The sequence below is a fragment of the Paenibacillus litoralis genome, assembly GCF_046244365.1.
GTDB lineage: Bacteria > Bacillota > Bacilli > Paenibacillales > NBRC-103111 > Paenibacillus_V.
In genome coordinates, this window is sequence record NZ_CP176395.1 from 3,229,455 (window position 1) to 3,255,619 (window position 26,165).

The window sequence follows — 26,165 nt, forward strand, 5'->3', positions numbered from 1 at the left end:
CGAAGAACCAAATGGAGGTCATTATAGAATGGAAATCCAAACACAATATGGTCCCCGAGTAAGCGATTACGAATTTTTTACCCGTTCGATCGATATGAACTTGCCAGGGCTTGAGCATGTAAAGAAAGCGGTCCTTAGCGAAGATTTCGGAAAGGCGCGCCGATTATTTGCGGAACATGTGCGGAAATCTTTGCGTCCGGATCTGTATTTCCAAATCCCGCCTCATGAACTGCAAAACCTGTTTTATCTTCCGGGAGAGACGATGGAAGAAATGGGCGAGCGCATCTTGTCTTTAAAGCTTGTCTCTTGCGGTACGCCTCATCAATTTTCCGGGCAGGTGGACTGGTCCTGCAATCCGACATACAATCAATATTTGGAATGGACCTGGCAGCTGAACCGCCATTGGGAATGGGAGGTGCTGGCGAAGCGTTACCGGGAAACGGGAGCTGAAAAATATGCCGAGGGACTCGTTCACTTGTTTACCGGTTGGGTCCGGCAGGTCGTGGTGCCGGAAAGCGGGCCGGGATACGGCTGGCGGACGATCGAGTGCGGGCTGCGTATGGGCAATGCCTGGCCATACGCGCTTCACGCCTGTTACCGTTCTCCCCATTTCACCGACGATGTGTTGATCGATTGGTATAAATCGTTGTGGGAACATGCCGTGCGGCTCCGCCACCATCACCGGCAAGGCAACTGGCTGCTTATGGAGATGAACGGTCTGTCTCACATCGGCATTCTTTGTCCCGAATTCAGGGAAGCGAAGAGCTGGATAAACTATGCTCAAGAGATGCTGATTATAGAATTGAACAGACAACTATACCCGGACGGGTTTCAATACGAATTGAGCACGAATTATCACGAGGTCGTGTTACAAAATTATTTTCAAGTTATTCAGTTGTATCAGGCCTATGGGATCCCGATTGCTCCCGAACTTGTTAACGCACTCGAAAATGCCTGCTCCGTCCATGTCAAGCTGATGATGCCGGACGGTCGCTTGCCGGATTTGAACGACGGCCGCTGGCTGAAAGTATCGGCCTCCGCTTCCATGCCCGAGGCGGCACGACGGTATCCGCACCGGCACGATTTTCTTTGGGCATTAACGGAAGGGCAAGAAGGGAAACCGCCGATTGAAACGTCCATGCCATTTCCCTACAGCGGGTACTATGTCATGCGAAACGGTTGGGATCGGGAAGCCGTATGGGCGATATTCGACGCGGGGCCCTTCGGGCATGGCCACCAGCATGAGGATAAACTGAATCTGCTGATTCATGCCTACGGGAAGCTATTGCTAACCGAAGGAGGCAATTACGCCTATGACAACTCCGAGATGCGGCGCTATGTGGAGTCCACCCGCTCTCACAACACGGTTCGTGTAGACGGATCGGATCAAAACCGGAGAGTCGCTTACCGATGGAAGGAGGAAGACATCCATTTGCCGGCGGGCGCGAAATGGCATTCCTCCGAAACGTTCGATTTTGTTCAAGGAACTTATGACGAAGGCTATGGCGCTAAGGCGCAGATCAGGGTTACGCACAGTCGAAGCGTGCTGTTCTTGAAAAACCATCCGCTCGTTTCACCATGCTTTCTGGTGATCGACAGGCTGACGCCGCAAGATGAAAAAGAGCATAACTATGAATTTTTATGGCATTTGGCCTGCGAATCGGCGGTTGTTTTTGGAGAGACGAGTTTTACCTTGAACGAAGACGGCCCTAATCTGACCATCATCACGAACCGGACGGGAAATCTGACAGGCAAGATCGTTCAAGGGCAAACCGAACCGGAATGGCAAGGATGGAAGAACACCCCCATCTTCGCGCAAGGGGAATATGGGTCAGCTCCTGCAGTTGTTTATGATTTGACGGCCGTGGGACCAATTCGTACAGTGACCCTGTTGTTTCCGACAAATACGGGGGAAAGGTGCCCGGTAAAGGTATTGGAAGCCTCGGGAGACGTTCGCGATCGGCAAATCCGGCTGGGCCTGATAGACGGACAATCGCTTGTAATTGATGAAAACGAAATCCAAAGGAGTGTTTAACCGATGAAAAACAAATTTGCAGCCCAGTTGTTTACGCTTCGAAACGAACTGGAACAGGATTTTCCGGGCGTACTTCGCGAGCTGAAAAAAATGGGATGGGCCGGCGTGCAAATTTCCGGTCTGCGCGGCTACAAAGCCGAAGAAATCGCAGCGGTATTGAAGGAAACGGGGCTCGGCACCGCGGGTCTGCATATTGGGCTTGACCGGTTCCGCGGCGAGCTTGACACGGTTTTGGAAGAAGCGCGTCTATTCGGCACGAAAGACTTGATTTTGCCGTATATTCCGGTTCGCAGCGAAGAAGGCTTTCGGGCGATCCGCAGCGAGATGAACGAAATTGCCCGGAAGCTTGCTCCGCTAGGCTACCGGATCAGTTACCATAATCACGCTTGGGAGTTCGACACGGTGATCGAAGGCAAATCGGCGCTCGAATATTTGCTGGAGCCTTCCGCAGACAATGCGCTGTTTGCCGAAATCGACGTCTTCTGGGTGAAAAAAGGCGGCAAAGATCCGGTATCGTTCATCGCTCCTTACGCGAACCGGATGCCGATCATTCACTTGAAGGATATGACGAACGACGAACGGCAAACGTTCGCCGAAATCGGCACGGGCATCATCGACTTCGCCCCGATTTTGACTTGGGGCGAGCGGAACGGCATCGAATGGTACTGCGTCGAGCAGGACGAATGCCCGGGCAAACCGATGGACAGCCTGCAGATCAGCTTGAACAATTTGAATCTTCTCGCCGACCGGCTGGCAAAATAAGCCGGCCGTTCTGCGAAAGAAGTGTAAGCCCATTCATTGCCTACGGGCCCCGAATGTTTACGGAGGCTCGTTCAGCGTTCGGTTCACGGCCTGGAGAGTATACTTCTATTGGAGTACACTCTCCATATTCACATTTATAGGGATGATAATCATGTATAACGTGCTGCTTGTAGACGACGAACAGTTGGATTTAGATGTGCTGCAGCGATTTGTGCCCTGGGAGAAGCTGGGGATGGCGATCATCGGGACGGTGCGCAGCGGATTCGCCGCTTTGAACGCACTGCGGGAGCAGCGAGTAGACATTCTCGTCACCGACATCAGAATGTCCATCATGAGCGGGCTGGAGCTGGCGAGCAGGCAAGAAGCTTGTTTCCCGAGCTGAAGATCATTTTCATCAGCTGACATGACGAATTCCAATATGCGCAAAAAGCGATCTCGATGAATGCCAGTTCATACATCCTGAAACCGGTGAACGATCGGGAGCTGCTCAATGCGCTGTAGCTGGTCAGCGAGCAATTGAACTATGAACGGGAACGGAAGAAGAAAGAAGCGCAGATCGAGGAGTCGATCCCGCTGCTGCAGAACGAAATGCTGCTGCAGTGGCTGAAAGGTGCAATCGATTTCCACCAGCTTGACCGTCTTTACGATCCGAGCACGATTCGCTGGCAGTCCGGACAGGGCTGTGTCGCCATGATTGAAATCGACGATAGAGCGTGGAAATTAAATCAGTTTTCCGAGGATCAGAAATCGAACGCAATCCGGTAAATGGTTTGCTTGATTGAAGATTATATTCAAATCCATCGGCTGGGAATTTATTGCAAAACGGATGATGTCAAGATTGTGCTCGTAGTTTCCGGTCCGGATATCGCTCCAGCGAAGTCGATGCAGTCTTTGGTCGATCATGTGCGAACCCATACGAGCCAGACCATTACGGTCGGACTAGGCTCGCCGGTACCGCACATCCATGACATGCCGGACTCGTATCGCCAAGCGAAAGATGCGCTCGCCACCAAAATGTTTGTAGGCAAATGCCGGGTGATTACGCTGGAGCAAACGGAGAGGGAGATCGTCAAATCGACGTCCGACCTCGAACAAATCATGGAAGCGATACTGACGGCTGCCGCAAATTACGAACTTGTCCACATTTATGATTGTTTGGAGCAGCTGTTCGAATTGGTTCATAGCCTGAAGGATAAACTGACGGTCTATAACTTTGCCCTGTACGTTATTTCCAAAATCGATTTTTTCTGCGGTCGCTTAACGCCAATTTAAATGATCTGCTAAGCATCGAGCCCGACAGTCTGAATGCCCTTTATGAATTTGAAACGATCGACGATATCAAATCTTGGCTGCGCCGTCGATTGTTCGAAGTATCGGAGCACCTGTATTTGAAGAAGAAAAATCCGAATCGAAAGCTGATCGGCGAAATCGAGAACTATGTCGCGGAGCATCTGGAGAAAACGCTGCAGCTGAGGGATGTCGCGAAGCTGTTCGGTTTTTCGCCCAATTATCTTGGTTACGTGTTCAAAGAGGCAACCCGCGAGGCATTCGGCGATTTCGTGACGAGGAAAAGAATGGAGAAGGCCAAAGAGCTTTTGAACGACCCGAAGATGAAAATATATGAAGCGGCAAACGGGGTAGGTTAACAAAATCTTACTTTATTTAGCCGGCATTTCAAGCAAAGCTTCGGTCTTGCTCCGGTTGACTATCGCAAACAAAGCTGGGTGTAAACGGATGAAACGTTTTCCCGGCATTACGTTATCGTTTGGATATAAACTGATGATTTCCTATTTGCTGCTGGTGATGATTCCGGTCGTATCGATCGGCTAATATGCATATACGACTTCCGTCCAATATGTAAAAGAGCAGACCGTACAAAACGTCAGCCTTGGGATAGCTATCAGACGACCTCCAATACGATCGTTCGGAGGCTGGAAGCCGCTTTGAATTTGACGTCGAACAAGATCCGGCTCGACTTGTTTCTGTACAACGATACGCTGCCGGAAATATTTTTCGGGGACGAGGGGCAATACCCGCTGCTCAAAGGAAAGCGATACGAGCTGTTTCATTATGCGCGAATCGAAAACGAGAATTGGGCCCGCATGTTCGCCGCGTTGAAGGCCGATTCGCTGTGGGGGCAGGTAGGGACGGACGCAAAGTTCGGCAACGTTTCGCTTCTGAGGAAAATGATGGACTTTCGCACGGTTTCGCCAATCGCCATCATGCGGATTACCGTCAAAATGGCCGACTTGTTCGAAAGCTTGAACTACGGGGACGGCAATACCGGCGTTGCCAGCTATTTGGCCGTCACGAATGAGCAGAACGAGGACGATGGGGACGATCACGAGGGAGCAGCTTGGCGGGCTGCTTAAGGCGGTGAAGAGCGGCGTCGGCATCGCCGGCTGTCACGGCGGCATGGCGGATTCGTTCCGGAACGAGACGGAGTTCCAGTTCATGGTAGGTGGGCAATGGGTGGCCCATCCCGGCAATAACGGCACGCGTTATACGGTCAATCTCGGCGATCATCCGCTCGTCGCCGGCATCGGCGATTTCGAAGTGGTCTCGGAAAAATATTACATGCACGTGGATCCGGCTATCGACGTGTATGCCACGACGACCTTCGAAGGATTCGGCCCGGACGGCCAGGATGTCGTTATGCCTGTCATCTGGACGAAAAAATACGGCGAAGGCCGAGTCTTCTACTGCTCGCTCGGCCATGATGCGGACGTCGTAAGCATGCCGCAAGTACTGACGATCATGCGGCGCGGTATGGTTTGGGCATCAAAATAATCCGGCGGTAATCTAATGACCGCCTCGGGGACTAATAGGAGGGTTCATACTATGGGTAAATTAAAAGTCGGCATCATAGGCTGCGGCAATATTAGCGGCATCTATTTCAAGAACGCCAAGGACATGTTCGGCAATTACGAAATTGTCGCCTGCGCCGACCTCGACGTTGAGCGCGCTAGAGCGAAGGCGGAGGAGCACGGCATTGCCAAGGGCTGCAGCGTGGACGAATTGCTGGCCGATCCGGAAATCGCCGTCGTCATCAACCTGACGATTCCGTTCGCTCATGCGGATGTTTGCATCCAAGCTCTGGAGGCGGGCAAGCATGTTTATGTAGAGAAGCCGCTTGCCGTTACCCGCGAAGACGGAGCGAGAATGATCCGGCTGGCGAGTGAAAAAGGGCTGCGAGTCGGATGCGCACCCGATACGTTCCTCGGCGGCGGCATCCAGACGGCCGTCAAGATGATACGCGACGGCTGGATCGGCGATCCGATCGGCGCCACGGGCTTCATGCTGTGCGGCGGCCACGAAACGTGGCATCCGGCTCCCGAGTTTTACTATCAGCATGGCGGCGGTCCGATGTTCGACATGGGGCCTTATTATCTGACCGCCATGGTCGCGCTGCTCGGACCGATCGAGCGGGTGACCGGCGCGGTACGCATTTCGTATCCGGAGCGGACGATCACGAGCGCGCCGAAATACGGCCAGACGATCCAGGTCGAGGTCCCGACCCATGTGGCCGGCATCATGAATTTCAAGAACGGCGCGATCGGCACACTCTTCACCAGCTTCGATACGCGCGGAGGAACGACGCTTCCTTCCATCGAGGTATACGGCAGCCTCGGCACGTTGGTCGTCCCGGATCCGAACGGGTTTTGCGGCGTCATCCGCTACCGCCGCGCTGGAACGTCTGAGTGGACGAATATTCCGCTCACGCACGGCTTTGCGGAGAACGCCCGCGGCATCGGCATGGCCGATATGGTGCAGGCGATCCGCGAGAACCGGCCGCACCGGGCGAGCGGCGAGCTTGCTTATCATGTGCTCGATGCGATGCACGGCTTCCACGACGCTTCACGGGAAGGCAAGCATTATACGTTGCAAAGCGCTTGCGAAGCGCCGGAGCCGCTGCCGGTCGGCATGTCGAAGCTGTATTTTCACGCATAAGCGTCCTATAATTAAAAACCGCTCCGAGGCTGGCATCGCGCCATCGCTCGTGAGCGGTTTTTATAGTTCTGTTCTATATTCGATAAAACTCCTTCCGAACCGGGAGGCTCGCTTCCTGCGATCGTTCTCGCATGCAGACTTGTTCGTCCATGCTACGACCTTCAAGTAGTAATCTATTTGCCGTAATGCTCTTCGCGAATGCCGCTTGGCGTCAAACCGGTATGGCGTTTGATCATGCGGGCAAAATGGTACGACGTTTTGAAGCCGACCTGTTCCGCGATTTCGCCAACTGAAAGCCCGGTGCTGCGCAGCAATTCGAGCCCTTTATGGATCCTATATTTCCATAAGTATTGAATGGGCGTCACGCCTTCGTCGCGCCGGAACAAGCGGATGAGATGCTCCGGCGTAATAGTCGCGGCGGCGGACAAGTCGAGCAGATTGAGCTCTTCTCCGAACCTCTGGCGGATTTCTTCGATCGCCAGAAGGACGGCGGTATGCTTCCGTTTGTTCAGCCCTGTCCGCATATGCTCGGTCAAGTATAACCATATCGCGGATTTGCCGAGCGATTTGATCAGTTCGTCCGTCCGCTCGCAGCCGTCGTTTTGCAGCGAAATCAGCATATCTGTCAATTGGTTCATTCGTTCGGTCAGGGGCATGTAGAGCGGAAGCGATTCGAACCGTTCCAAGTCATCCTTATGCAGCGGTTCGACCGAAACGGCGATCCACCGGTGCCGCGTCTCCATGTTGCCGTCAAAATAAAATTGTTCCTCGTGCCCCGGTTTGAGCAGCGCTGCCTGTTTGGCAGGCACATGATGCGGAACGCCGTCGATTTCCACACGCATCGAACCTGTATGCACCAATACAAGCTGCAAGTCCCGTTGAACCCGCGGACCGTATTTTCCTCCCGGACTGTAGACGACGGTTCCCGCATAGGCTCCGGTTACGGCAAAAAAAGGCGGTACATCCACCGCCCCTTTTTTTGATTCCATTTAAACCCTCCCTTTCAAAGACGCCGAATGGCGCTTATCCTTGTTCATTATAACAGATCGATTTTCTTTCTTTGCTCGGTCGTGGAATCGTGGCGGATGTAATGGCATACGTACGAGAGTCTCCAGCGGTCCGAACGATTGCGTGTCGAGGAATGAACGAGCAAGCTGTCAAAAATCAAAATATCGCCTTTGTCCAAAACGACGGGAATTTCTTTGCTCAGGTCGATCCCTTCCGCTTCGTGTGTCCAGGCCTCGTGCTCCTGCAAGTTTTTGACCGCGCCGTGCGGCAGTAAACCGAGTCTATGGGAGCCGGGAATGACCCATAAACAGCCGTTCTCTTCGTTCGTATATTCCATGGCCACCCAAGCCGCGGTCAACGTATTCGGCTCGTTCTTGATATAGTAGTAGTCCTGGTGGGCCGCTTGTCCAGGGGAACCCGGTTCTTTGTAAAAATACATGCTCTGGACCCCGACAGCTTCATCCCCAAGAACCTGGGCAAGAGCGCCGCGAACGATCGGCAGCTTCATCATTTGCAGGGAGAACCCGTCGTGCAAATGCGGGTTGAACAGCCGTACGGAAAAGCGGTCCTTATCTTCTACAGGCTCGCTGCCGCTTCTCAGTTTGGCCCATTCCGCTATCGGGTCGGCGGTACGGATGGCATGAATGTGTGAATTGAAGGCGTCGATCAAATCGTCGCTGCATCCATTTTTGATAATCAGGTAACCGTTATCTTCATACTGCTTCACTTGTTCCGGCGTAAGCGGATGTAATCTTTCGGATTGGATTTGATTGCTCATGCGGGTATCCTCCTATAGCTTCCGATTGATATGAGAATTGATTCATGATCTCATTTTAGAAGAAGTTGACTAGGATGAAAATGTACGTGGCAGATATTTATGTGTCTGAAAATGATATTTCAATAAAAAGTTATGCCTCAAAATGCCGGGATGGATTTCGATTGTAATAACCCGTTCATCGTCCGTTCATCATCCTGTCTTAGACTAATACTGAGAACAGGACGGGGGATAGCATCCCGAATGTCCCGTATCCCGTTTCCGTGATTGGAAGTCGGATTCCGTAACCTGCAGTCTGACAGTAATTCATTCATATAAGGAGGAATTTGGAATGTTCGGATTTTGGTTGTTTTTGCATCTGACGGGGCTTGCCGTTTGGATCGGTTCTTTGCTTGCCATTGTTGTTATGCTGCAGCTGTTGAAAAAGCAGCTCGGTTCTCAAGAGTCCAATACCCTCGCCAAGCGGGTCATGCGGGTGTTCAGCATGTTCGCCCATCCCGCTTCGGTCATTGTGCTGATCAGCGGAGTCATCATGATCGTGCAGATGGATCTGGGAACGGATAAGCCGCTTTGGCTGGATGTGATGGAGAAAGGCGGAGGCACGATCATCCTGCTGGCGCTTGTGCTGACCGGCATTGTCGGAAGCAAAGCAAAGAAGCGGCTGAATGATCCGCACGGCAAACGTGTCAATTTGTCCGGCTATCTAACCACCCTATTAGGTGTTATGGTGCTGGTTGTTGCCGTAGTGCTCGTCGCAAGCTTGAAGCTGTAAGGAAAGTCGATCCCCGAAGCGGAATTTAGATGGATTAACTAAAAAAATGGTTGAGCTGCGTACTAGGACTGCTCAACCATTTTTTTTTGATAGATGACCTTTATGATCAATGTTCATTTATGATAAATGATGTTATATTATGATGTATATTGAAAAGGGAAAGTATTGTACTTCTCTCTTGGTTCTGATACCGGCGAACAAGGAGAGCGAACAGGCTTTTGCATTGCTGAGATACCGTAAAAAAATAGCGGAGTGGAGGCAAAGAAACATGACAACGATCAAAAGAGTTCATGTCATTTTCAAGACGCATTTGGATATCGGCTACACGGATTTGGCCGCGAATGTCATTGAGCGGTATATGAGAGAATTTATCCCGCAGGCGCTGGATTTGTCCGAGCAGCTGGCTCAGGAAGACGGGAATGCGAAATTCATATGGACGACGGGTTCCTGGCTCATTCACGAATACTTGATTACGGCGGATGCGGATATGCGCGTCCGCATGGAAGAAGCGATTCGGCAAGGCCGGATTGCTTGGCACGGGCTGCCGTTCACGACGCATACGGAATTGATGGATGCGAAATTGTTCGATTTCGGCGTGTCTCTTTCCAGGGAGCTGGATCGGAAGTTCGGCAAAACGACGATCGCCGCGAAAATGACCGACGTGCCGGGGCATACGATCGCGATGGTGCCGATTTTGGCGCGAAACGGCATTCAATTTTTGCATTTGGGCGTCAACCCGGCATGCAAAAATCCGAAAGTGCCGCCGGTGTTCGTATGGCGCGTGACTGACGGATCGGAAATCATTGTGAATTATTCGTACGATTACGGTACGCCGCTGCAAGTGGACGGACTGGAAGATACGCTCTACTTCGCCCATACGGGAGATAATCATGGTCCTTCCAAAATAGAAGATGTCCGCGCTTTGTTCGCACAATTGCAAGAGCAATTTCCGGGTGCACACATCATGGCGTCGACGCTTGACGCGTTTGCCGAGAAGCTTAACGGATGCAAGCAGCATCTTCCGGTTGTTCGCGAGGAAATAGGGGACACCTGGATTCACGGAGCCGCTTCCGATCCGTGGAAAATAGCACGGTACCGGGAGCTGCTTCGCTTGCGGGACCAATGGGTTGCGTCCGGAGCCTTGGACCCGTTTGGCGAACCGTACGCACAGTTTTGCAATCGTTTGATGCTGATCCCGGAACATACGTGGGGACTGAACGAACAAGTGTATTTGGTCGACTACGACAACTATTCCGCAGCCGATTTCGCTTCAGCCAGAGCCCATGACAAGGTGAAGGAAGCAAAAACAAGAAAATATGACTATCTCTCCAGGTCTGCGAAACCCGGTCGGACGTACAGCTTTTTCGAGAGCTCCTGGAAGGAACAGCGAGCCTATCTCGATCAGGCGCTGTCCGCGCTTGACAAGGAGCTGATCGCTGAAGCGCATGAGGCGTTCGAACGAATGCAGCCTGGAGAAACCGTTATTACGGATATGGAGACGGCCAGCCTGGAAGTGAACGAAAGCTACGATTTGGGGATGTTTCGGGTCAGCTTCGCCTCGGACGGCTCCATCAACCTGTTGCTCGATTCGAACGGCAAAAAGTGGGCGGACGACGAACACAGGCTTGGGACGTACCGATATGAAACGTTCGCGAAAGAAAATTACGACCGCTTTTTCAATGAATATGTAACCAATTTGAAGCGGAATCATGGCTGGGCGGATAACGACTTGGGCAAGCCCGGGATGGAATATGCGGAGCCGAAGCCGAAGCATAAACAGTCTGGCGCTACTGTAAGGTCATTAAGTCTGGAACGGCTTTCGGATCGTGACATTGTCCTGGCCGAGCTGAAACTGCCTTCCGACGTTTGCGAGCATTACGGTGCGCCACGGAAGCTGGCCGTTGTTTATACCTTCTTCCATCGGGAGCCGAAAATCGATGTCGAGCTGCACGCGCAGAACAAGCAAGCATGCCGTTTGCCGGAAGCGGGCTGGTTCTCGTTCGCTCCGCTCGTCGACAATCCGAACCAGTGGACGATGGATAAACTGGGGGGACGGCTTTCGCCTTTGTCAGTCGTGAAGGATGGAAACCGGAACATGCACGGCGTAAGCAGCGGATTGTACTACGAAGGTTCGGAGGGCGCCTTTGTGATCGAGACGCTGGACGCGCCTCTCGTTTGCCCGGGGGAACGGCGGCTGCTGCAGTTCGATAATACATTCGCTCCGCTGGATGCCGGGTTTCATTTTAACTTGCATAATAACGTATGGGGCACCAATTTCGCAATGTGGTTTGAGGATGACATGAAATATCGGTTCGGGTTGACGCTGCAGTCGAATCAGATGAAATAGTGGCTTGCGGCCGACTGGAGAATGCTTCGCCGAATTTTGGCAGGATGCCGCTGAATTATACCGGTTTACGAGAATGTAATAATGGAGCCTTACTTCTGCATATGCGTAGAGGTTAGGGCTCTTTTTTGGCGATTTCAGATCGTATATCTCCGGTGATCGTTCATCTCTCGGCAAAAGTCTGGCGTCAAGGTCGCCAAATGGCGGTTATCCTTAACGATCAATGAAAGCGTTTTTTTCTAGTAGACATAGTGGAGCTTGTCGTTTACAATACCTTAAAACACAAAAACAAATAAACTCTCTATAATTAACGTAAATTAACGTAAATTAACGCATGTAATTCCTTCGTTTCGGAGCAATTTCATAGAGTGACAAAATGAGGGGAGAAAAGACAGTGGGGAACTTAGTCGGTTTTTTCGGTAAGCATAAATGGACGAACCGGTTTTATCATTATTTATTCTCCTATATCATACTTGTTGTAACCTTGCTCGTAATTGTCGGCGGTGTCGTGTATCAATCGTTTATCGCTACGTTAAGTCATGAAATCGAGTCGTCAACCGTTTCAAAGATGAGCAAAATAAAAGATGAGATGGATACTAGAATCGGCGAAATGAACCGGATGTCCGTGCAAATCGCGTCCAATTCTTTGCTGACCCCATTCAAGGTTTCTGAAGATTCCTATTCATCGTACAGAACGGTGGCAGAGTTGAAAAAATACCAATCAACAAACCTGTTTATCCGCGACATCGTTCTATATTATACTTGCACGTCCTGCACATCGATGTATGCAGCCAGCGGAACATACGATACGAATAACTTTTTCAACTACATTTATAATTATCAGAATTGGAGTTTTGAGCGGTTTTTAAGTACATTGCCTACTATGGAGTCGCCCATTATGAGACCGCTGGAGCCGGTCAATATAAATGGAAAACCGCTGAACTTATCCACTTATATTTATCCTGTTTCAAACAATTCGGCCAATCCGTACGGCGCTGTCTTATTTTTGATCGATGAACAAACAATAAATCAGTCCATTCAAAATGCATTGGGAAATAATCGCGGATTCGTGTTTATTAAGAACGGCTCCGATGTCATTGCACAGCATTCGCACGGCGAAAATCAGCAAAATGCAGCACCGGTCCGGCAATGGATCGAAACACAAACGGAAACGGCTCCCGTGAGTGAAGTGAAGATCAATCATCATAACTATACCGTCATTAATGTAAAATCCGACTACAACGGATGGTCCTACTTCACGGTTATGCCGAGCGAGCAAGTGATGAATAAAGTCGATCGAAGCCGCCAGTTGTTTAATTGGACAATAGGAGCCGTATTTATGCTGGGCCTATTGATGGCCGTAATGTTTGCGGAAAGAAATTACAGGCCTTTACGAAAGTTGATTGCCGCTATAAGCAACGGTCAGCGTGCCCCCTTAACGGTTTTATCCAAAAAATCGAATGAAATCGACTTGATTACCGATTACGTATCGGAAATAAACAAAGAATGTGAAGGTTTAATGCATAAGCTGCAAAGCCAGGCAAGCATCGTAAAGGAACGAGCTCTAATTAAGATCGTTAAGGGAAGCGCTAAAGAAATGGAACAGCCGGATACGATGGCCGCCATTTCGAACTTGCAGCCGGATAAATCGCATTTTGTCGTCTTGTTGTTTATGATCGACAATTACAATCAATTCATTCAGGAATATTCCAAATCCATGCAGGAGATTCTAAAATACAGTTTAATCAAGATTACGGAAGAATTGTGCTTGGAGCTGGGGAACGGGTTCGGAGCGGAATTGACGGATGACCGGGGAATCGTTATTTTGCTGAATATGGACGAAGAAGCCGCCAAGCTTGAGTATATTAATCGTCTGGTTGGCAAAGTCAAACAGCTCTTTAAACAAGATTACCATTTGACGCTGACCGTCGGAATCGGAGATATATATACCGATCCTTCGATGATTCATCAATCTTTTTTACAGGCCAAACAAGCGACTCGTTATCGTTTCATTAGGGGAAGAGATCAGATCATTTGCTACAGCGAGCTGCAATATTCTAAGAAATACGAAAGCTGGTATCCTCTTGAACTGGAAATGCAGTTATTGAAGACGATCAAACAGGGGAATGGCGAAGAAGTCCAGAACATCATCAGGGACACGATGGACAGTATCGTAACCAGGCAAATGTCGCTCGAAGCCGTGGAATTTATTTGCTTTGACATTGTCAATACGATGATGAAGGCTCTCATGGAATTGAACATCGAAACCGATCAAGGGATCGAACAAATGTCTGAGGACTTGTATATTCCGCGGTTTGAAACGATTGAAGAATTGGAAAGCTATATTATCGATTTCTGCCGCAATGTATGCGATCATATTGTGAATCAAAAGGAAAGCAAAAATTTTGTGCTGCTCGAAAACATAAAAGCCTATATTAACGACAATTTTCGGGACAATACGATCGACCTTAACCGGATAGCCGATACGTTCGGTATTTCCGCTTCGTACGCTACACGATTTTTTAAAGATCATACGGATTATTCCATCATGCGTTATATCGATCAACTAAGAATGGATGCAGCCAAAACATTAATCGGAACGACGGAGCTGACTTTAAAGGAAATCATGCTTGAAGCGGGTTATGTCGATGCAACCAATTTCATCCGAAAGTTTAAAAAAATCGAAGGCGTTACGCCGATGGAGTACAGGAAGATTATTAAAGGCAGCCAACCGGTGCCGGAAGCCGAAAATTTGATTTAAAACGCTTTGTGGACGATTATACTCATTTACGATAGCGGGGCTGGGAAATTTCCGGCCTTTTTTTGTCGTTGCCTTGATTTTGTAAAAAGAAGCTGATTGATGACATAACTGCCGATGGCAACATTCGGGTAGATGATTACTATAGACACAATACCATTCTGTTATGAGAGGAGGGAGTGCAAATGACAGGCGCAGCATTAGATCTTTGGCACATCTCGCACTGGGAGTTGTTCTTGCGCATGACCTTGGCGGCCCTGTTAGGCGGATTGGTCGGCCTTGAACGTGAATGGAGCAATCACGCCGCCGGGTTTCGTACCCATATTCTTGTCTGCATTGGTTCGACCACGATCATGCTTTTATCCGTATACGGTTTTTCGGACTTTGTTCTCGAGAACAACGTCCGGATCGACCCTGCCCGCCTCGCCGCACAAGTGATCAGCGGGATAGGCTTTTTGGGAGCTGGGGCGATATTGCGAAACGGTTCCGTTGTTACCGGGCTAACGACCGCCGCTTCGGTTTGGGTTGTGGCAGCGATTGGGCTTTGTGTCGGGGCGGGGTTTTTGTTTGTCGCATTCTTATGTACGTTTTTCGTCATAGTCAGTTTGTATTTGCTCAATAAGTGGGAAAAGCATCTGATGCGCCACCGCAAAAAGCATAAGGTCAAATTTGCGATTGTCGATACGCCTGGCGTTCTCGGGATGATTGCTTCCCTATTCGGCGAACAGGGCATCCAGATCGCGAATGTGAAGATAATGCCGAATGAAAACGGGGCTTCCGCTCCCGAAAAGACGATGCAAATCAGCTTCACGCTGAAAATTCATAACGAACATAAAATAATCCGGGCGTTGGAGAAAATTGCAGCGCTGGACGTCGTGCTATGGACGGAATCCAGCTTTGTGACAGGATCAAGAATGGAGATGGTTAGCACGGCGTCATCGTCCTAGGAGGGTGAGCGTCCCGGCATGCTTGCAAGGAAACAGTAGAAATTCAAACGAGAAGAACGTCAAAAGTGCCTGATTGTGTGGAAGTTCTTTGCTATGCGACGCAAATGTAAAAGTAAGCTGATGGATGACAGTACTGCCGATGGCAAAAATTCGAGTGAACAACTATTGTAGGGGACAGGAACGTTCCAAAACAAAGAAACTGGGGGAAGGTGTTTGCGTATCGATGGAAGCTTTGCCAACAAGCGTGATTACGAAACCGAACAATCGTAGGGCTTGGAAATCGATTCTGAAAAACTGGCGTTTATATGTGATGCTCGCCCCGGTAATCGTTTATTTTATCGTTTTCCATTATTTTCCGATGTATGGCGTTCAACTTGCGTTCAAAGATTTTATTGCGACAAAAGGAATAACCGGAAGTCCTTGGGTTGGCTTCAAACACTTCGAACGTTTTTTTGACAGCTATTATTTCTGGCGGCTGATCAAAAACACGTTGGGCATCGGCTTGTATGAGCTTGCCATCGGGTTTCCGGTTCCAATCATTCTGGCGCTTATGATCAATGAAGTACGGCATAATTTCTACAAGCGGCTTATCCAAACGGTCACGTATATGCCTCACTTCTTATCGACTGTCGTTCTGGTCGGCATGATAATGATATTCCTGGCACCTGAAACCGGAATCGTCAGTCTATTCATCAAGCTAATTGGCGGAGAACCGATAAACTTTATAACGGAACCGGAATGGTTTAAGACGATTTTCGTCATGTCGGGCGTTTGGCAGCAAATGGGATGGAGTTCGATCATTTATTTAGCCGCTTTGAGCGGAATCGATCCGCAGCTGCATGAAGCGGCCAGAGTGGACGGGGCTTCCCGGATGCAAAGAATTTGGCACATCAATATTCCCGGCATTATGCCGACCATCGTGATTCTGCTCATCTTGAAAGCGGGATCCATTCTCGGAGTAGGTTTTGAAAAGATTTTTTTGATGCAAAACAGTTTAAATATGGATAGTTCCGATGTGATCTCCACTTTCGTATACCGCAGCGGAATTATGGAGGCCCAATATAGCTTCGCGACGGCTGTTGACTTGTTTAATGCCGTCATCAACTTCATTATGCTGGTAACGGTCAACTTCCTTGCCAGAAGAGCCGGAGGGAGCAGCTTATGGTAAAGGAGGCCAATGCGGTAGCGCCACAGTCGAGAGGCGACCGCGTGTTCGACTGGGTCAACTACGGATTGTTGGGTATTATCCTTCTTGTCGTCATATATCCTCTCATATTCGTTTTAAGCGCGTCGATCAGTGATCCGCAGGCGGTAAACAGCGGCAAAATGTGGCTGTGGCCGATGAATATCACGTTCCTTGGCTATGAGAGAATATTTATGAACAAAGAAATTTTGACCGGATATCTCAACACGATTATGTACACGTTATTGGGTACGTCGATCAATCTTGTGTTGACGGTTCTAGCGGCATATCCTTTATCGCGAAGAGATTTGGCCGGTAAAAATGTCGTCATGGCTCTGTTCGTTTTTACCATGTTCTTCAGCGGCGGGCTGATTCCCAGTTATTTGCTGGTGAAAAATCTCGGCATGTTAAACACGGTATGGGCGCTTGTCATTCCGGGCGCAGTATCGATATGGAACATTATCATCATGCGTACGTTTTTTCAGCAGAGCATTCCGCATGAGATCCAAGAGGCGGCGGAAATCGACGGAGTCACCGATTTTCAATTGCTGCTGAAGATTATTTTGCCGCTTTCGATGCCGATCCTTGCTGTAATGACATTGTTTTACAGTGTAGGACATTGGAATTCGTATTTCAGCGCGCTCATTTATTTAACCGATCATCATAAGTTTCCGCTTCAATTGGTTTTGAGAGAAATATTGGTGCAGAATCAGATGGAAGAAATGGCGGGAAGCTCGACAGCGATGACCGATCAGATTCTATTGGCGCAAACGATTAAATATGCGGTTATTATCGTTGCCAACTTGCCTGTTCTGATGCTTTACCCGTTGATTCAAAAACACTTTACCAAGGGAATTATGGTTGGCGCTCTTAAGGGGTAATGGATGTAACCATTCGAGGGAGGGTTTACAGTTGAAAATGAAAAAGTGGATTGCCTTATCGACGGGAACAGTTATGGTTTCATCTCTATTAACCGGTTGCGGCGGCGGCGACGGGGATAAAAAGACCGAACCGAAAAAGACGGAAACTCAGTCAAATCTGACTTCGTCAGGGGTGCCTATTGTTAAAGATCCGGTCACGATCAAAATGTTCGCGCCGAAGCGATTCGCCTCGCAAAACTTGAACGACATCAAGCTTTGGAACGAATATAAGAAAATGACAAATGTCAACGTCGAGTGGACCGAAGTTCCCAGCGATCAGTTGAAAGAGAAGAAGAATATTGTTTTGGCAAGCGGAGAGTATCCGGATGCTTTTTTTGGAAGCGGCTTTACGGCATCGGATTTGCAGAAATACGGGCAGCAGGGTGCGTTTATCAAGCTTAACGACCTGATCGAGAAGAATGCACCTAATATCAAGAAGCTTATTGATCAAAACCCGGAGGTAAAGAAAGCGATCACAATGCCCGACGGAAACATATACTCGATTCCGACTATGGCCGATCCGTCGTTCAAAGCGATGCGTTCGGGAAGCTTCCTGTGGTATCAAAAGCAGTGGCTTGACAAGGTAGGTATGTCGGAACCCAAAACGACGGAAGAGCTGTATACCTTCCTGAAGAAAGTCAAAGAACAGGATCCGAATATTATCCCGATTGGCGGCAGTGCAATAACAAGCCTAATCCCTCACCTAAAAGGTGCATGGGGACTTGGAAACCGGGGAACATCGCATGGTAACGTTGACGTGGATCCGAAAACGGGAGAATTGCGGTTTATTCCGGCCTCCACGGAGTATAAAGAAATGCTGCAGTATATAACCAAGCTTTACAGCGAAGGACTGCTGGACAAGGACATATTCTCGGCAAACAGGGATCAAATGATCGCAAATGGAACGCAAGGAAAGTATGCGGTTCATCCGGGCTACAATCCGGAAGTCGCATGGAAGCAAAAGGGATACATCGGCGGATTGCCGTTGAAAGGACCTAACGGGGAGCAGCTATACGCGAATGCCGGATCGCTCGCTATGGGGATCGGACAATTTGTCATTACCAAGAGCAATAAAAATCCCGATGTCACGATGAGATGGATCGATTATTTGTACAGTGACGAAGGCGCAAAAATGTTTTTCATGGGCTTCGAGAATGTTACTTACACAAAGACCGCCGACGGTCAATATGAGTATATGGATGAAATCAAAAACAATCCGAAAGGCTTGACGCAGGACCAAGCGGTCGGGCAATACTTGGTCTGGCCTGGCGGCGGTTATGCCGGCCTTCTGAAGCCGCAATTTTTCAAAGGAGCGGAAGGAACGCCTGCCTCCGCCGAAGCTGCCAAGAAGGTAGAGTCCCAATACCCTAAAGAAATTTGGCCGCCTTTTACGTACACGGTTGAGGAATTGGACAAATTGTCTGCGCTGCAAACGGATATCACTACGTATGTGACAGAAATGCAGGCCAAATTCATTACAGGAAGCATACCGTTTACGGAATGGGATAAATACACGGCGACTTTGCAGAAAATGGGTCTTGACAATTATATGAAAATTTATAAAGCTGCTTATGATCGGTACAAAAAGTAATAGTTTTCATTAAATCCCCCTCTTCTTACTGGAGGGGGATCGTTATCTCAATCGGACAATCGAAATTGAGGAAGGAGTTTTTTCCTTATGCAAGTATCTACATCATTAAATATTTTTAATAATTCCGTAACCAGGTTCGAAGCAATCCGGAGATGTGCGTCGGCCGGCTTTCAAGCTTTGGACATGAATTACTGGGATTTACAAAATGAGATGCTGAAAATCAGTTGGAGCGAGGAAGAAGCGTGGGCGAAGGAAATACGCGCTTACGCTGATCAATTGGGAGTCCGATTCACCCAGATGCACGGGCCTGTTCACGGGGGAACATTTACGAACCTTGTCGCAGGGATGACGCTCGATTCGTTTGTCGGTCTTGCGGAGAGATCCCTGAGGACGGCTGCCATCCTTGGCATTCACTGGGTCGTCTTTCACCCATCCGATATCGCGAAGGACGGAAAAGAATCATACCAGGAAATACTAGATTGCAATGTTAATTTTTACCGTCGTCTACTTCCTGTGCTTGAAGAAACGGGAGTAGGTATCGCTCTTGAAAACGTGTGCTATGTTCCTGGTTTTAACCGCGTTTTCGCGATTGCGGAGGAACTCGTCCAACTCGTCGACGCTCTCGATCATCCGCTGATCGGCGCTTGTTGGGATACGGGTCATGCCCACGTGATGATGGTTGATCAGGCATCTGCATTCCGGATGCTCGGAAGCCGGTTGAAGGCGCTGCACATACACGACAACGACGGCGTAAAAGACCAGCATCTTCTTCCGTACCAAGGCACAATCGGTTGGACCGATTTGGTGGAGGCCCTCAAAGAAATCCGATATAGCGGCGATTTTACCTATGAAGCGCATAATGGCGTAAACAAGCTTCCCGACGGGATTCGGGATGCCGGCCTGAAATTTGCGCTGGAGCTGGGCAATTATGTTGTCTCGCTGGGAAAAGATAACGGGTAACGGAGGTTAAGTCGATATGAGGATCTTATTAATCCGTCACGCCGACCCGGATTATCCCAATGATACGATCACGGCAGCAGGACATTTGGAAGCACAGGCGCTTGCTCAAAGGCTGAAGAAGGAAGGGATTGACCGGATTTACAGCTCACCGGTCAACCGAGCGGTCCATACCATGCAGTATACCGCCGAGTTGCTAGGAATCGATCCGGTCATCGAACCGTGGACCCGCGAATTGAGCTTGAATCCCGTTATTTTCGCGGACAGCAAAATCGCGGCCTGGAATATTCCCGGGGAAACCGTTCGTGCCGTCCAGCCTTACCCCAGCCATGAAATATGGCCGGAAAGTGATCATTATCGCGAATACGCGCAGGCTTACGATCAGCTCAAAGCGGATTCGGACGATTTTTTACAGCGTCATGGCTATGTAAGAGAAGAGGGCAGGTACCGCATCGCGTCGCCGAACCGCGAAACGATCGCCGTATTTTGCCATCACGGGTTTGGGGTCACCTGGCTGGCCCATTTGCTCGAGCTCCCTTTACCGCTTGTTTGGAGCGGATTTTGGCTTCCGCCAAGCTCCGTTACGACGATTTTGTTCGAAGAGAGAAGTCGGGAATGGGCGGTTCCCCGCTGTATCGGTCTGGGAAGCGTAGCCCATCTGCACGAGGCGGGGCTGAACATGTCGACCGCCGGACTTTTGGGCAATGAAGCTTGAATGCGATACGAGTAGTGGTTAGGGGAGACTGTGGTCATGAATATCGGAGTAATCGGCTATGGAAACCGGATTAGCGGCGTTATTAAACATGTGCAAAAACATTCTCCGAATTGCCGTGTGGCGGCTATCGTGGATGTAAATCCGGAAAAAAGAAATAAAGTTCAGCAGGAGAACGCAGACGTGCGGACGTTCGAAACGCCGGAAGAGATGCTGAACGCGATGCAACTGGACGGCATCATGATCGGTACGCGCTGCTCGCTTCATACGCCGATGGCGCTCAAGGTGTTGTCCAGCGGTCTGCCGCTTTTCCTGGAAAAGCCGGTGGCTACGACACTCGAGGATGCACAGCGCTTAAAGAAAGGCTATGAAGCCTCGGGCAACCGCAAGGTGGTCGTTTCGTTCCCGCTGCGCGTTACTGCGCTCGTCCAGCTGGTCAAGGAAATCGTCGATTCCGGAAAAATCGGCATGGTAGAGCATGTTCAAGCCGTCAACAATGTACCTTATGGACATGTTTACTTCCAGGGCTGGTACCGCGACGAGAATGAAACGGGCGGTTTGTTCCTGCAGAAGGCGACGCACGACTTCGATTATATCAACCTTGTACTCGGTACGAAGCCGGAAAGCGTCGCCGCCATGGTATCGAAACAAATTTTTAAAGGGACAAAGCCTTCCGGATTAAAATGCGTAGACTGCGACGAAAACCGGACATGTCCCGAAAGCAAGTTCGGGAAGGATGAAAGGGCGTTCTGTTCGTTCGCGGAAGATACGGGCAACGAAGACTCCGGCAGCGCACTCATCCGTTATGAATCCGGGATGCACGTATCGTATTCGCAAAACTTTTTCGCGCGGAAAAAGGCGGCTGCCCGCGGAGCGCGGTTCCTCGGTTACAAAGGGATGATCGATTTCGATTTCTACACCGGACAGGTCAAAGTGTTCATGCACCATTCGACACGAGTCGAAACGTATGAATTCAGCGGAGACGAAGGCCATTTCGGCGGCGACAGCGTGCTGGCGAAAAACTTCATCGAGCTGATGCAGGGCGGTACGGAATCGGTTTCGACGCTTGACGACGGTCTGCAGAGCGCGCTTCTGTGTTTGAAAGCGAAGCAATCGGCGTTAACGGGCACGTTCCAGCAAGTGTCTTGGGAATAAAAAGGAACAAGGAGTAAGATTTGCCGTTTTAAGCGGCAGATCTTATTTTTCAAGAGCGGTTGAAAGCCCATACCCATTCCCTCCCCCACGCGCAAACGTAGATCCTACTCCAAGGACGCCGCAAGGCGTTTTTCATAAAATCTCAGAAAGTATAAACTCCGCTGATTGTTCGATTTCTCGGTAAACGTCTGGCGCCAAAGGACGCCGAAAGGCGTTTATCCTTAATGAGAACCCGCATGAGGAATGAAAGATTTTTGTCGAGATTGTTCATTTGTGTTAGAATGAATGAAAAAACTTGAGGTGCAGTTATGCTTCCCTTGCAAAGAAAACAAGCGCTTTTGGATTTTTTGTCGCAACGCGGCGCAGCGACAATGAAAGAATTAAGCGACCATTTCGGCGTGTCGGAAATGACGATCAGACGCGATCTGAACACGCTGGAGCATGAGAACCGAGTGACGCGTTCCCATGGCGGCGCGGTTTATTGCGGCGCCGTATCTTCCATCGGAGAGCCGGACGCGGCCTCCAAGCAAGCGCGCAACCGCGACGTCAAAAACCGTTTGGCAGCCTATTCGGCTGAACGGTTCGTGCATGACGGGGACGTGATCATTCTGGAGAACGGAACTACCGTTTCCCGTATGACGGAGTTTCTCGGCGCCTATCCCCAGCTGACCGTTTTGACGAACGGGCTCGATACGCTGAACCTTTTCCGGCCTCTCGTTACGGAAAGACGGTCGATTATTTGCTGCGGCGGCATGCTTCGCGAAGTATCCGGCACTTTCATCGGCCCTCTCGCCGAAGAATTTTTTGGGCGCTACCATGCCGACACTCTTTTTATATCCGCACTTGGCTACACGACTGAAAATGGCTTCACCGATCCCAACCTTCTGGACACTCAGGTCAAGAAAGCGATGATTCGAGCGGCCAAGAAGGTCGTCATGATCCTCGACTCTTCCAAGATCGGCAACTGCTATCTTACTAAGGTGGCAGACTTGTCCGAAATCGATGTATTCGTTACCGATGAAGGAATCCGGGATGCAGATAAGGAATTGATCAAAGACAGCGGCGTCGAGCTGCATATCGTTCCCGTTTCTTAATTAATTATCAATGTTCATTTAGAACTTGACGGGAAATCTCGTCGGTAAAATCGTTCAAAGGCAAGCCGAACCGGAGTGGCAAGGATGAAAAAACACCCCTATCTTTGCGCAAGGGGAGTATGCGCCTGCTCCTACCGTTATCTATGATCTGATGGCTACGGGACCGATTCGCGCGGTTACCTTGCTGTATCCGACAAATACGGGAGAAAGGTGCCCGGTAAAAGAAGTTGAAGCCTCGGAAGACGTTTTGCAACAAAGTCTCGATCATGGATCGAGACTTTTTGTCGTGATGGACTATTCCAAAACGAGAAATAAATGTGTTCATATGTGTTAATTTATGATATATTATGATTGAATATGATACGAAGAGATAAAGGAGCCTGGGGAGCGTATGCGCAGCTTATACAACAAAGATCCGCTTATTCGGATACGTCATTGGGACAACGAGGTTTGGGCCGGTTATGAGGCTATCGGTGAGACGATAAAAGAAGCTCTTGCGAAAAAAGGACGGCAGAAGGCAATCGTCGTCGTGGAATGTTACCCGGGTGTCAGGCAGGAGGAGATTGTTGCAGGCTTGACCGCTTCTCTCCTGCCGGTAGCCTTGATCCGTTCGGAAGACGCGGCTTTGGTTCCGTCCGAGGTCGATCGTATAGTCGAACGCTACATGACGGACGATCGGGTATTCGGTTACATGGCGCCGTTCACGATCGATGAATTTTACGATTCTAGTAAAATCGAAGAGATGCGGCATCGTCTGGATGCAGTAGAGGCCGGGATTGCGGTCGTAATCGGGTTCGGCGCTTCGCTGATCGTCGAGGGCGACATTCTCGTCTATGCGGACTTGGCCCGCTGGGAGATCCAACAGCGCTATCGGGCGAAGGAAGTCGGCAACTGGCGGATGAATCATGTCGAGAACGATATTTTGCGCCTCTATAAACGAGGGTTCTTCTTCGAATGGCGAATGGCGGACCGGCTGAAAAAATCATTATTCGACCGAATCGATTATTATTTGGATACGAATGTTAAAGATGAGCCGAAGATGATCACCCGGCAAGCGTTGTTCGCCGGATTCGCCCAAACGGCAAGCCAGCCGTTTCGGCTCGTTCCCTATTTCGATCCAGGCGTATGGGGCGGAACATGGTTGGAAGCGAATATCGATCTGCCCAAGCGGGAACATCCGTATGCTTGGGGTTTCGACGGGGTTCCGGAGGAAAATAGCCTTTATTTTCAATATGGTGACATCAGAATGGAACTGCCGGCTATCAATCTCGTCTTTTTCGAATCGGTCAAGCTGCTGGGCGAGAAAGTTTATTCGCGGTTTGGCGCGGAATTCCCGATCCGCTTCGATTTTCTGGATACGATCGGGGGGCAAAACCTCAGCCTGCAAGTTCATCCGACGACCGAATATATCCGCGACACGTTCGGTATGGCGTATACGCAAGACGAAAGCTATTATATGCTCGAAGCCGAACCGGGAGCGGTAGTGTATCTGGGGTTCAAGGACAATGTTGAACCGGATGCGATGATGGCGGATTTGCACAAAGCGCAGGATGGGGGCTTCACGTTCCCCGCAGAGCAATACGTTAACGTATATCCCGCGGCGAAGCACGACCATTTCCTCATTCCCGCCGGAACGGTGCACTGCTCGGCAACGGGCTGCATGGTGCTGGAAATTAGCGCTACACCTTACATTTTCACGTTCAAGCTATGGGACTGGGATCGTCTCGGCCTCGACGGTAAGCCTCGTCCGGTTCACTTGGAGCATGGAAGCAACGTCATCCAATGGAACAGGACGACCGAATGGATTTCCTCGGAATGCGTAAACCGCGTGGAGGCCGTTGCGGAAGGAGAGGGCTGGAAGGAAGAACGCACGGGCATGCACGAGCTCCAGTTTATTGAAACCCGTCGTTACTGGTTTTCGGAGCCGGTATTGCACGAAGCGAACGGCAGCGTTCACATGCTTAACCTGGTCGAAGGCATGGAGGCGACCGTCGAAAGTCCGACCGGAGAGTTCGAGCCGTTTGTCGTCCGATATGCGGAGACATTCATCGTACCGGCTTCGGTTGATGCTTATCTCATTGCGCCAAGCGGTCCAAGTCAGGGCAAGACGATCGGTATCATCAAAGCTTATGTAAGAGCTTAGGAGGCGTGATGAAATGAATCAGGCCATCATACTAGCCTTCGACGTCGGAGGAACGCAAATCAAGGCTGCGGCGGTTATCGGCGGTTCAATCGTCGAATCGACGGTCTCTCATTACGAATCGCATGCGGATCGAAGCGCCGAGGAGATTATCGCGCATTTCGCGGCAATTGCCGCCCGTGTCGTCGTCAAGGCAGGGAAGGAACCATTGCCGGTCGGAGGACTCGGCATGGCGTTTCCCGGCCCTTTCGATTACGAGAACGGGATCAGCCGCATCCGGGGATTGGGCAAGTTCGAATCCCTGTACGGTCTACGCGTCGGTAAACTGCTTGAGCAAGCCATCCGATCAAATGGGGAACTGGCGGCTCGGCTCGCCCCATCGTTCGGCATTCGATTCGAGAACGACGCCGCGTTATTCGGACTCGGCGAAGCCGCCTATGGAGAAGCCCGCGATTCCGAAAGAGCCGTATGCCTTACGATCGGTACCGGCCTCGGTTCCTGTTTCTTGGAGAACGGACGCTTGGTCAAGCATGGCGACGGTGTTCCGGAACAGGGATGGCTGTACAACATTCCCTATCAGGGCAAACTTGCGGATGATTGGATCTCAAGACGGGGGATTCTGCAATTAGCCGGAGAGCTGGGATTGGAACTCGAGGGTCGCGACGTTCATGATTTCGCGATTGAAGCCAAGTCCGGGGATCGGGCTTCGGAACTGCTGTTCGAGGAGTTCGGCAGACGAATGGCCGCTATTGCGGCCCCGTCGCTCCGGGCCTTTGCGCCGGACACCATCGTGATCGGCGGTCAAATTTCCAAGAGCGGCAGTTTGTTCGTGCCTGCTTTTTGCGAGGAACTGGCCAGGATGAATGTCCAAACGGATGTAAAGGTGAGTCGAAATACGCTTTTCAGCACGTTTAAAGGAATATATGATTTTGTTGGATGAGCCCCTTTTGGGCTCATTTTTGTTTGAATAGGGTTGCCATCCTATTTCGTGAAAGGCATCTTGGAATAACGCTCGTTTTAATGGATAAAATAACGAAAATTGGAATGGACCTGGGTGGAGC

The 26,165-nt window shown here is 50.1% G+C and carries 24 protein-coding genes; 22 read left to right on the forward strand and 2 right to left on the reverse strand.

What is annotated here, in order from left to right; genetic code table 11:
• Positions 1 to 28 precede the first annotated feature (28 nt).
• The 9 genes from ACKGJP_RS12965 (at position 29) to ACKGJP_RS13005 (ending at position 6,748) form a co-directional block, all read left to right on the forward strand.
• The gene (locus ACKGJP_RS12965; RefSeq protein WP_409346049.1) at positions 29 to 2,035 is read left to right on the forward strand and encodes an alginate lyase family protein; all 2,007 of its coding nucleotides are present in this window, start codon (positions 29 to 31) and stop codon (positions 2,033 to 2,035) included.
• Between the two features lie 3 nt (positions 2,036 to 2,038).
• Positions 2,039 to 2,797, forward strand: a complete 759-nt coding sequence (locus ACKGJP_RS12970; protein WP_409346050.1) for a sugar phosphate isomerase/epimerase family protein — start codon at positions 2,039 to 2,041, stop codon at positions 2,795 to 2,797.
• A gap of 151 nt (positions 2,798 to 2,948) precedes the next feature.
• On the forward strand, positions 2,949 to 3,179 hold the full coding sequence (locus ACKGJP_RS12975) for a response regulator (protein ID WP_409346051.1): 231 nt from the start codon (positions 2,949 to 2,951) through the stop codon (positions 3,177 to 3,179).
• 134 nt (positions 3,180 to 3,313) lie between these two features.
• The gene (locus ACKGJP_RS12980; protein WP_409346052.1) at positions 3,314 to 3,562 is read left to right on the forward strand and encodes a hypothetical protein; all 249 of its coding nucleotides are present in this window, start codon (positions 3,314 to 3,316) and stop codon (positions 3,560 to 3,562) included.
• A complete protein-coding gene (locus ACKGJP_RS12985) occupies positions 3,563 to 4,069 on the forward strand; it encodes a hypothetical protein (RefSeq protein ID WP_409346053.1) in 507 nt (168 codons plus the stop codon). It begins immediately after the preceding gene.
• 116 nt (positions 4,070 to 4,185) lie between these two features.
• Entirely contained in the window at positions 4,186 to 4,443 is a 258-nt protein-coding gene (locus ACKGJP_RS12990; RefSeq protein ID WP_409346054.1) for a helix-turn-helix domain-containing protein, read from the forward strand.
• Positions 4,444 to 4,740: 297 nt separating this feature from the next.
• A complete protein-coding gene (locus ACKGJP_RS12995; protein ID WP_409346055.1) occupies positions 4,741 to 5,169 on the forward strand; it encodes a hypothetical protein in 429 nt (142 codons plus the stop codon).
• Positions 5,129 to 5,587: a ThuA domain-containing protein gene (locus ACKGJP_RS13000; protein WP_409346056.1), complete on the forward strand. Its 459-nt coding sequence runs from the start codon at positions 5,129 to 5,131 to the stop codon at positions 5,585 to 5,587. Before ACKGJP_RS12995 ends, ACKGJP_RS13000 begins: the two co-directional genes overlap by 41 nt.
• A gap of 51 nt (positions 5,588 to 5,638) precedes the next feature.
• Complete coding sequence (locus tag ACKGJP_RS13005) at positions 5,639 to 6,748, forward strand: Gfo/Idh/MocA family protein (protein ID WP_409346057.1); 1,110 nt, start codon at positions 5,639 to 5,641, stop codon at positions 6,746 to 6,748.
• 173 nt (positions 6,749 to 6,921) lie between these two features.
• On the opposite strand, the gene ACKGJP_RS13010 is transcribed toward ACKGJP_RS13005, so the two are convergent.
• On the reverse strand, positions 6,922 to 7,737 hold the full coding sequence (locus ACKGJP_RS13010) for an AraC family transcriptional regulator (RefSeq protein ID WP_409346058.1): 816 nt from the start codon (positions 7,735 to 7,737) through the stop codon (positions 6,922 to 6,924).
• A 47-nt stretch (positions 7,738 to 7,784) separates the two neighbouring features.
• Positions 7,785 to 8,534 carry a phytanoyl-CoA dioxygenase family protein gene (locus ACKGJP_RS13015; RefSeq protein WP_409346059.1) on the reverse strand — a complete coding sequence of 250 codons (750 nt, stop codon included), beginning with the start codon at positions 8,532 to 8,534 and terminating at the stop codon, positions 7,785 to 7,787.
• 328 nt (positions 8,535 to 8,862) lie between these two features.
• Here ACKGJP_RS13015 and ACKGJP_RS13020 point away from each other — a divergent pair, with 328 nt between their 5' ends.
• The 13 genes from ACKGJP_RS13020 to ACKGJP_RS13080 all read left to right on the forward strand — a co-directional run bounded on the left by ACKGJP_RS13020 (position 8,863) and on the right by ACKGJP_RS13080 (position 26,044).
• The gene (locus tag ACKGJP_RS13020; RefSeq protein WP_409346060.1) at positions 8,863 to 9,303 is read left to right on the forward strand and encodes a hypothetical protein; all 441 of its coding nucleotides are present in this window, start codon (positions 8,863 to 8,865) and stop codon (positions 9,301 to 9,303) included.
• 268 nt (positions 9,304 to 9,571) lie between these two features.
• Entirely contained in the window at positions 9,572 to 11,650 is a 2,079-nt protein-coding gene (locus tag ACKGJP_RS13025) for a DUF5054 domain-containing protein (protein ID WP_409346061.1), read from the forward strand.
• A gap of 391 nt (positions 11,651 to 12,041) precedes the next feature.
• Positions 12,042 to 14,408, forward strand: coding sequence for a helix-turn-helix domain-containing protein (locus ACKGJP_RS13030; RefSeq protein WP_409346062.1), 2,367 nt, complete (start codon positions 12,042 to 12,044; stop codon positions 14,406 to 14,408).
• A 182-nt stretch (positions 14,409 to 14,590) separates the two neighbouring features.
• Positions 14,591 to 15,352 (forward strand): MgtC/SapB family protein, encoded by a 762-nt coding sequence (locus ACKGJP_RS13035; RefSeq protein WP_409346063.1) that lies wholly within the window; start codon positions 14,591 to 14,593, stop codon positions 15,350 to 15,352.
• Between the two features lie 223 nt (positions 15,353 to 15,575).
• A complete protein-coding gene (locus ACKGJP_RS13040; protein WP_409346064.1) occupies positions 15,576 to 16,520 on the forward strand; it encodes an ABC transporter permease in 945 nt (314 codons plus the stop codon).
• Positions 16,514 to 17,416 (forward strand): carbohydrate ABC transporter permease, encoded by a 903-nt coding sequence (locus ACKGJP_RS13045; RefSeq protein ID WP_409346065.1) that lies wholly within the window; start codon positions 16,514 to 16,516, stop codon positions 17,414 to 17,416. Before ACKGJP_RS13040 ends, ACKGJP_RS13045 begins: the two co-directional genes overlap by 7 nt.
• Positions 17,417 to 17,453: 37 nt before the next feature.
• Positions 17,454 to 19,046, forward strand: a complete 1,593-nt coding sequence (locus tag ACKGJP_RS13050) for an extracellular solute-binding protein (protein WP_409347151.1) — start codon at positions 17,454 to 17,456, stop codon at positions 19,044 to 19,046.
• 87 nt (positions 19,047 to 19,133) lie between these two features.
• Positions 19,134 to 20,006, forward strand: coding sequence for a sugar phosphate isomerase/epimerase family protein (locus ACKGJP_RS13055; protein WP_409346066.1), 873 nt, complete (start codon positions 19,134 to 19,136; stop codon positions 20,004 to 20,006).
• Positions 20,007 to 20,022: 16 nt separating this feature from the next.
• Complete coding sequence (locus ACKGJP_RS13060; RefSeq protein WP_409346067.1) at positions 20,023 to 20,718, forward strand: histidine phosphatase family protein; 696 nt, start codon at positions 20,023 to 20,025, stop codon at positions 20,716 to 20,718.
• A 36-nt stretch (positions 20,719 to 20,754) separates the two neighbouring features.
• A complete protein-coding gene (locus ACKGJP_RS13065) occupies positions 20,755 to 21,870 on the forward strand; it encodes a Gfo/Idh/MocA family protein (protein ID WP_409346068.1) in 1,116 nt (371 codons plus the stop codon).
• Positions 21,871 to 22,178: 308 nt separating this feature from the next.
• Positions 22,179 to 22,964, forward strand: a complete 786-nt coding sequence (locus tag ACKGJP_RS13070; protein WP_409346069.1) for a DeoR/GlpR family DNA-binding transcription regulator — start codon at positions 22,179 to 22,181, stop codon at positions 22,962 to 22,964.
• Positions 22,965 to 23,355: 391 nt separating this feature from the next.
• On the forward strand, positions 23,356 to 25,107 hold the full coding sequence (locus tag ACKGJP_RS13075; RefSeq protein WP_409346070.1) for a class I mannose-6-phosphate isomerase: 1,752 nt from the start codon (positions 23,356 to 23,358) through the stop codon (positions 25,105 to 25,107).
• A gap of 13 nt (positions 25,108 to 25,120) precedes the next feature.
• On the forward strand, positions 25,121 to 26,044 hold the full coding sequence (locus ACKGJP_RS13080; RefSeq protein WP_409346071.1) for an ROK family protein: 924 nt from the start codon (positions 25,121 to 25,123) through the stop codon (positions 26,042 to 26,044).
• Positions 26,045 to 26,165 lie beyond the last annotated feature (121 nt).

What these genes read in the sequence shown, in the direction of transcription:
- ACKGJP_RS12965 (WP_409346049.1), top strand. Translation starts at nt 29, where the DNA reads ATGGAAATCCAAACACAATATGGTCCCCGAGTAAGCGATTACGAATTT.
- ACKGJP_RS12970 (WP_409346050.1), top strand. Translation starts at nt 2,039, where the DNA reads ATGAAAAACAAATTTGCAGCCCAGTTGTTTACGCTTCGAAACGAACTG.
- ACKGJP_RS12975 (WP_409346051.1), top strand. Translation starts at nt 2,949, where the DNA reads ATGTATAACGTGCTGCTTGTAGACGACGAACAGTTGGATTTAGATGTG.
- ACKGJP_RS12985 (WP_409346053.1), top strand. Translation starts at nt 3,563, where the DNA reads ATGGTTTGCTTGATTGAAGATTATATTCAAATCCATCGGCTGGGAATT.
- ACKGJP_RS13000 (WP_409346056.1), top strand. Translation starts at nt 5,129, where the DNA reads ATGGGGACGATCACGAGGGAGCAGCTTGGCGGGCTGCTTAAGGCGGTG.
- ACKGJP_RS13005 (WP_409346057.1), top strand. Translation starts at nt 5,639, where the DNA reads ATGGGTAAATTAAAAGTCGGCATCATAGGCTGCGGCAATATTAGCGGC.
- ACKGJP_RS13010 (WP_409346058.1), bottom strand. Translation starts at nt 7,737, where the DNA reads ATGGAATCAAAAAAAGGGGCGGTGGATGTACCGCCTTTTTTTGCCGTA.
- ACKGJP_RS13015 (WP_409346059.1), bottom strand. Translation starts at nt 8,534, where the DNA reads ATGAGCAATCAAATCCAATCCGAAAGATTACATCCGCTTACGCCGGAA.
- ACKGJP_RS13020 (WP_409346060.1), top strand. Translation starts at nt 8,863, where the DNA reads ATGTTCGGATTTTGGTTGTTTTTGCATCTGACGGGGCTTGCCGTTTGG.
- ACKGJP_RS13025 (WP_409346061.1), top strand. Translation starts at nt 9,572, where the DNA reads ATGACAACGATCAAAAGAGTTCATGTCATTTTCAAGACGCATTTGGAT.
- ACKGJP_RS13035 (WP_409346063.1), top strand. Translation starts at nt 14,591, where the DNA reads ATGACAGGCGCAGCATTAGATCTTTGGCACATCTCGCACTGGGAGTTG.
- ACKGJP_RS13040 (WP_409346064.1), top strand. Translation starts at nt 15,576, where the DNA reads ATGGAAGCTTTGCCAACAAGCGTGATTACGAAACCGAACAATCGTAGG.
- ACKGJP_RS13045 (WP_409346065.1), top strand. Translation starts at nt 16,514, where the DNA reads ATGGTAAAGGAGGCCAATGCGGTAGCGCCACAGTCGAGAGGCGACCGC.
- ACKGJP_RS13050 (WP_409347151.1), top strand. Translation starts at nt 17,454, where the DNA reads ATGAAAAAGTGGATTGCCTTATCGACGGGAACAGTTATGGTTTCATCT.
- ACKGJP_RS13055 (WP_409346066.1), top strand. Translation starts at nt 19,134, where the DNA reads ATGCAAGTATCTACATCATTAAATATTTTTAATAATTCCGTAACCAGG.
- ACKGJP_RS13060 (WP_409346067.1), top strand. Translation starts at nt 20,023, where the DNA reads ATGAGGATCTTATTAATCCGTCACGCCGACCCGGATTATCCCAATGAT.
- ACKGJP_RS13065 (WP_409346068.1), top strand. Translation starts at nt 20,755, where the DNA reads ATGAATATCGGAGTAATCGGCTATGGAAACCGGATTAGCGGCGTTATT.
- ACKGJP_RS13070 (WP_409346069.1), top strand. Translation starts at nt 22,179, where the DNA reads ATGCTTCCCTTGCAAAGAAAACAAGCGCTTTTGGATTTTTTGTCGCAA.
- ACKGJP_RS13075 (WP_409346070.1), top strand. Translation starts at nt 23,356, where the DNA reads ATGCGCAGCTTATACAACAAAGATCCGCTTATTCGGATACGTCATTGG.
- ACKGJP_RS13080 (WP_409346071.1), top strand. Translation starts at nt 25,121, where the DNA reads ATGAATCAGGCCATCATACTAGCCTTCGACGTCGGAGGAACGCAAATC.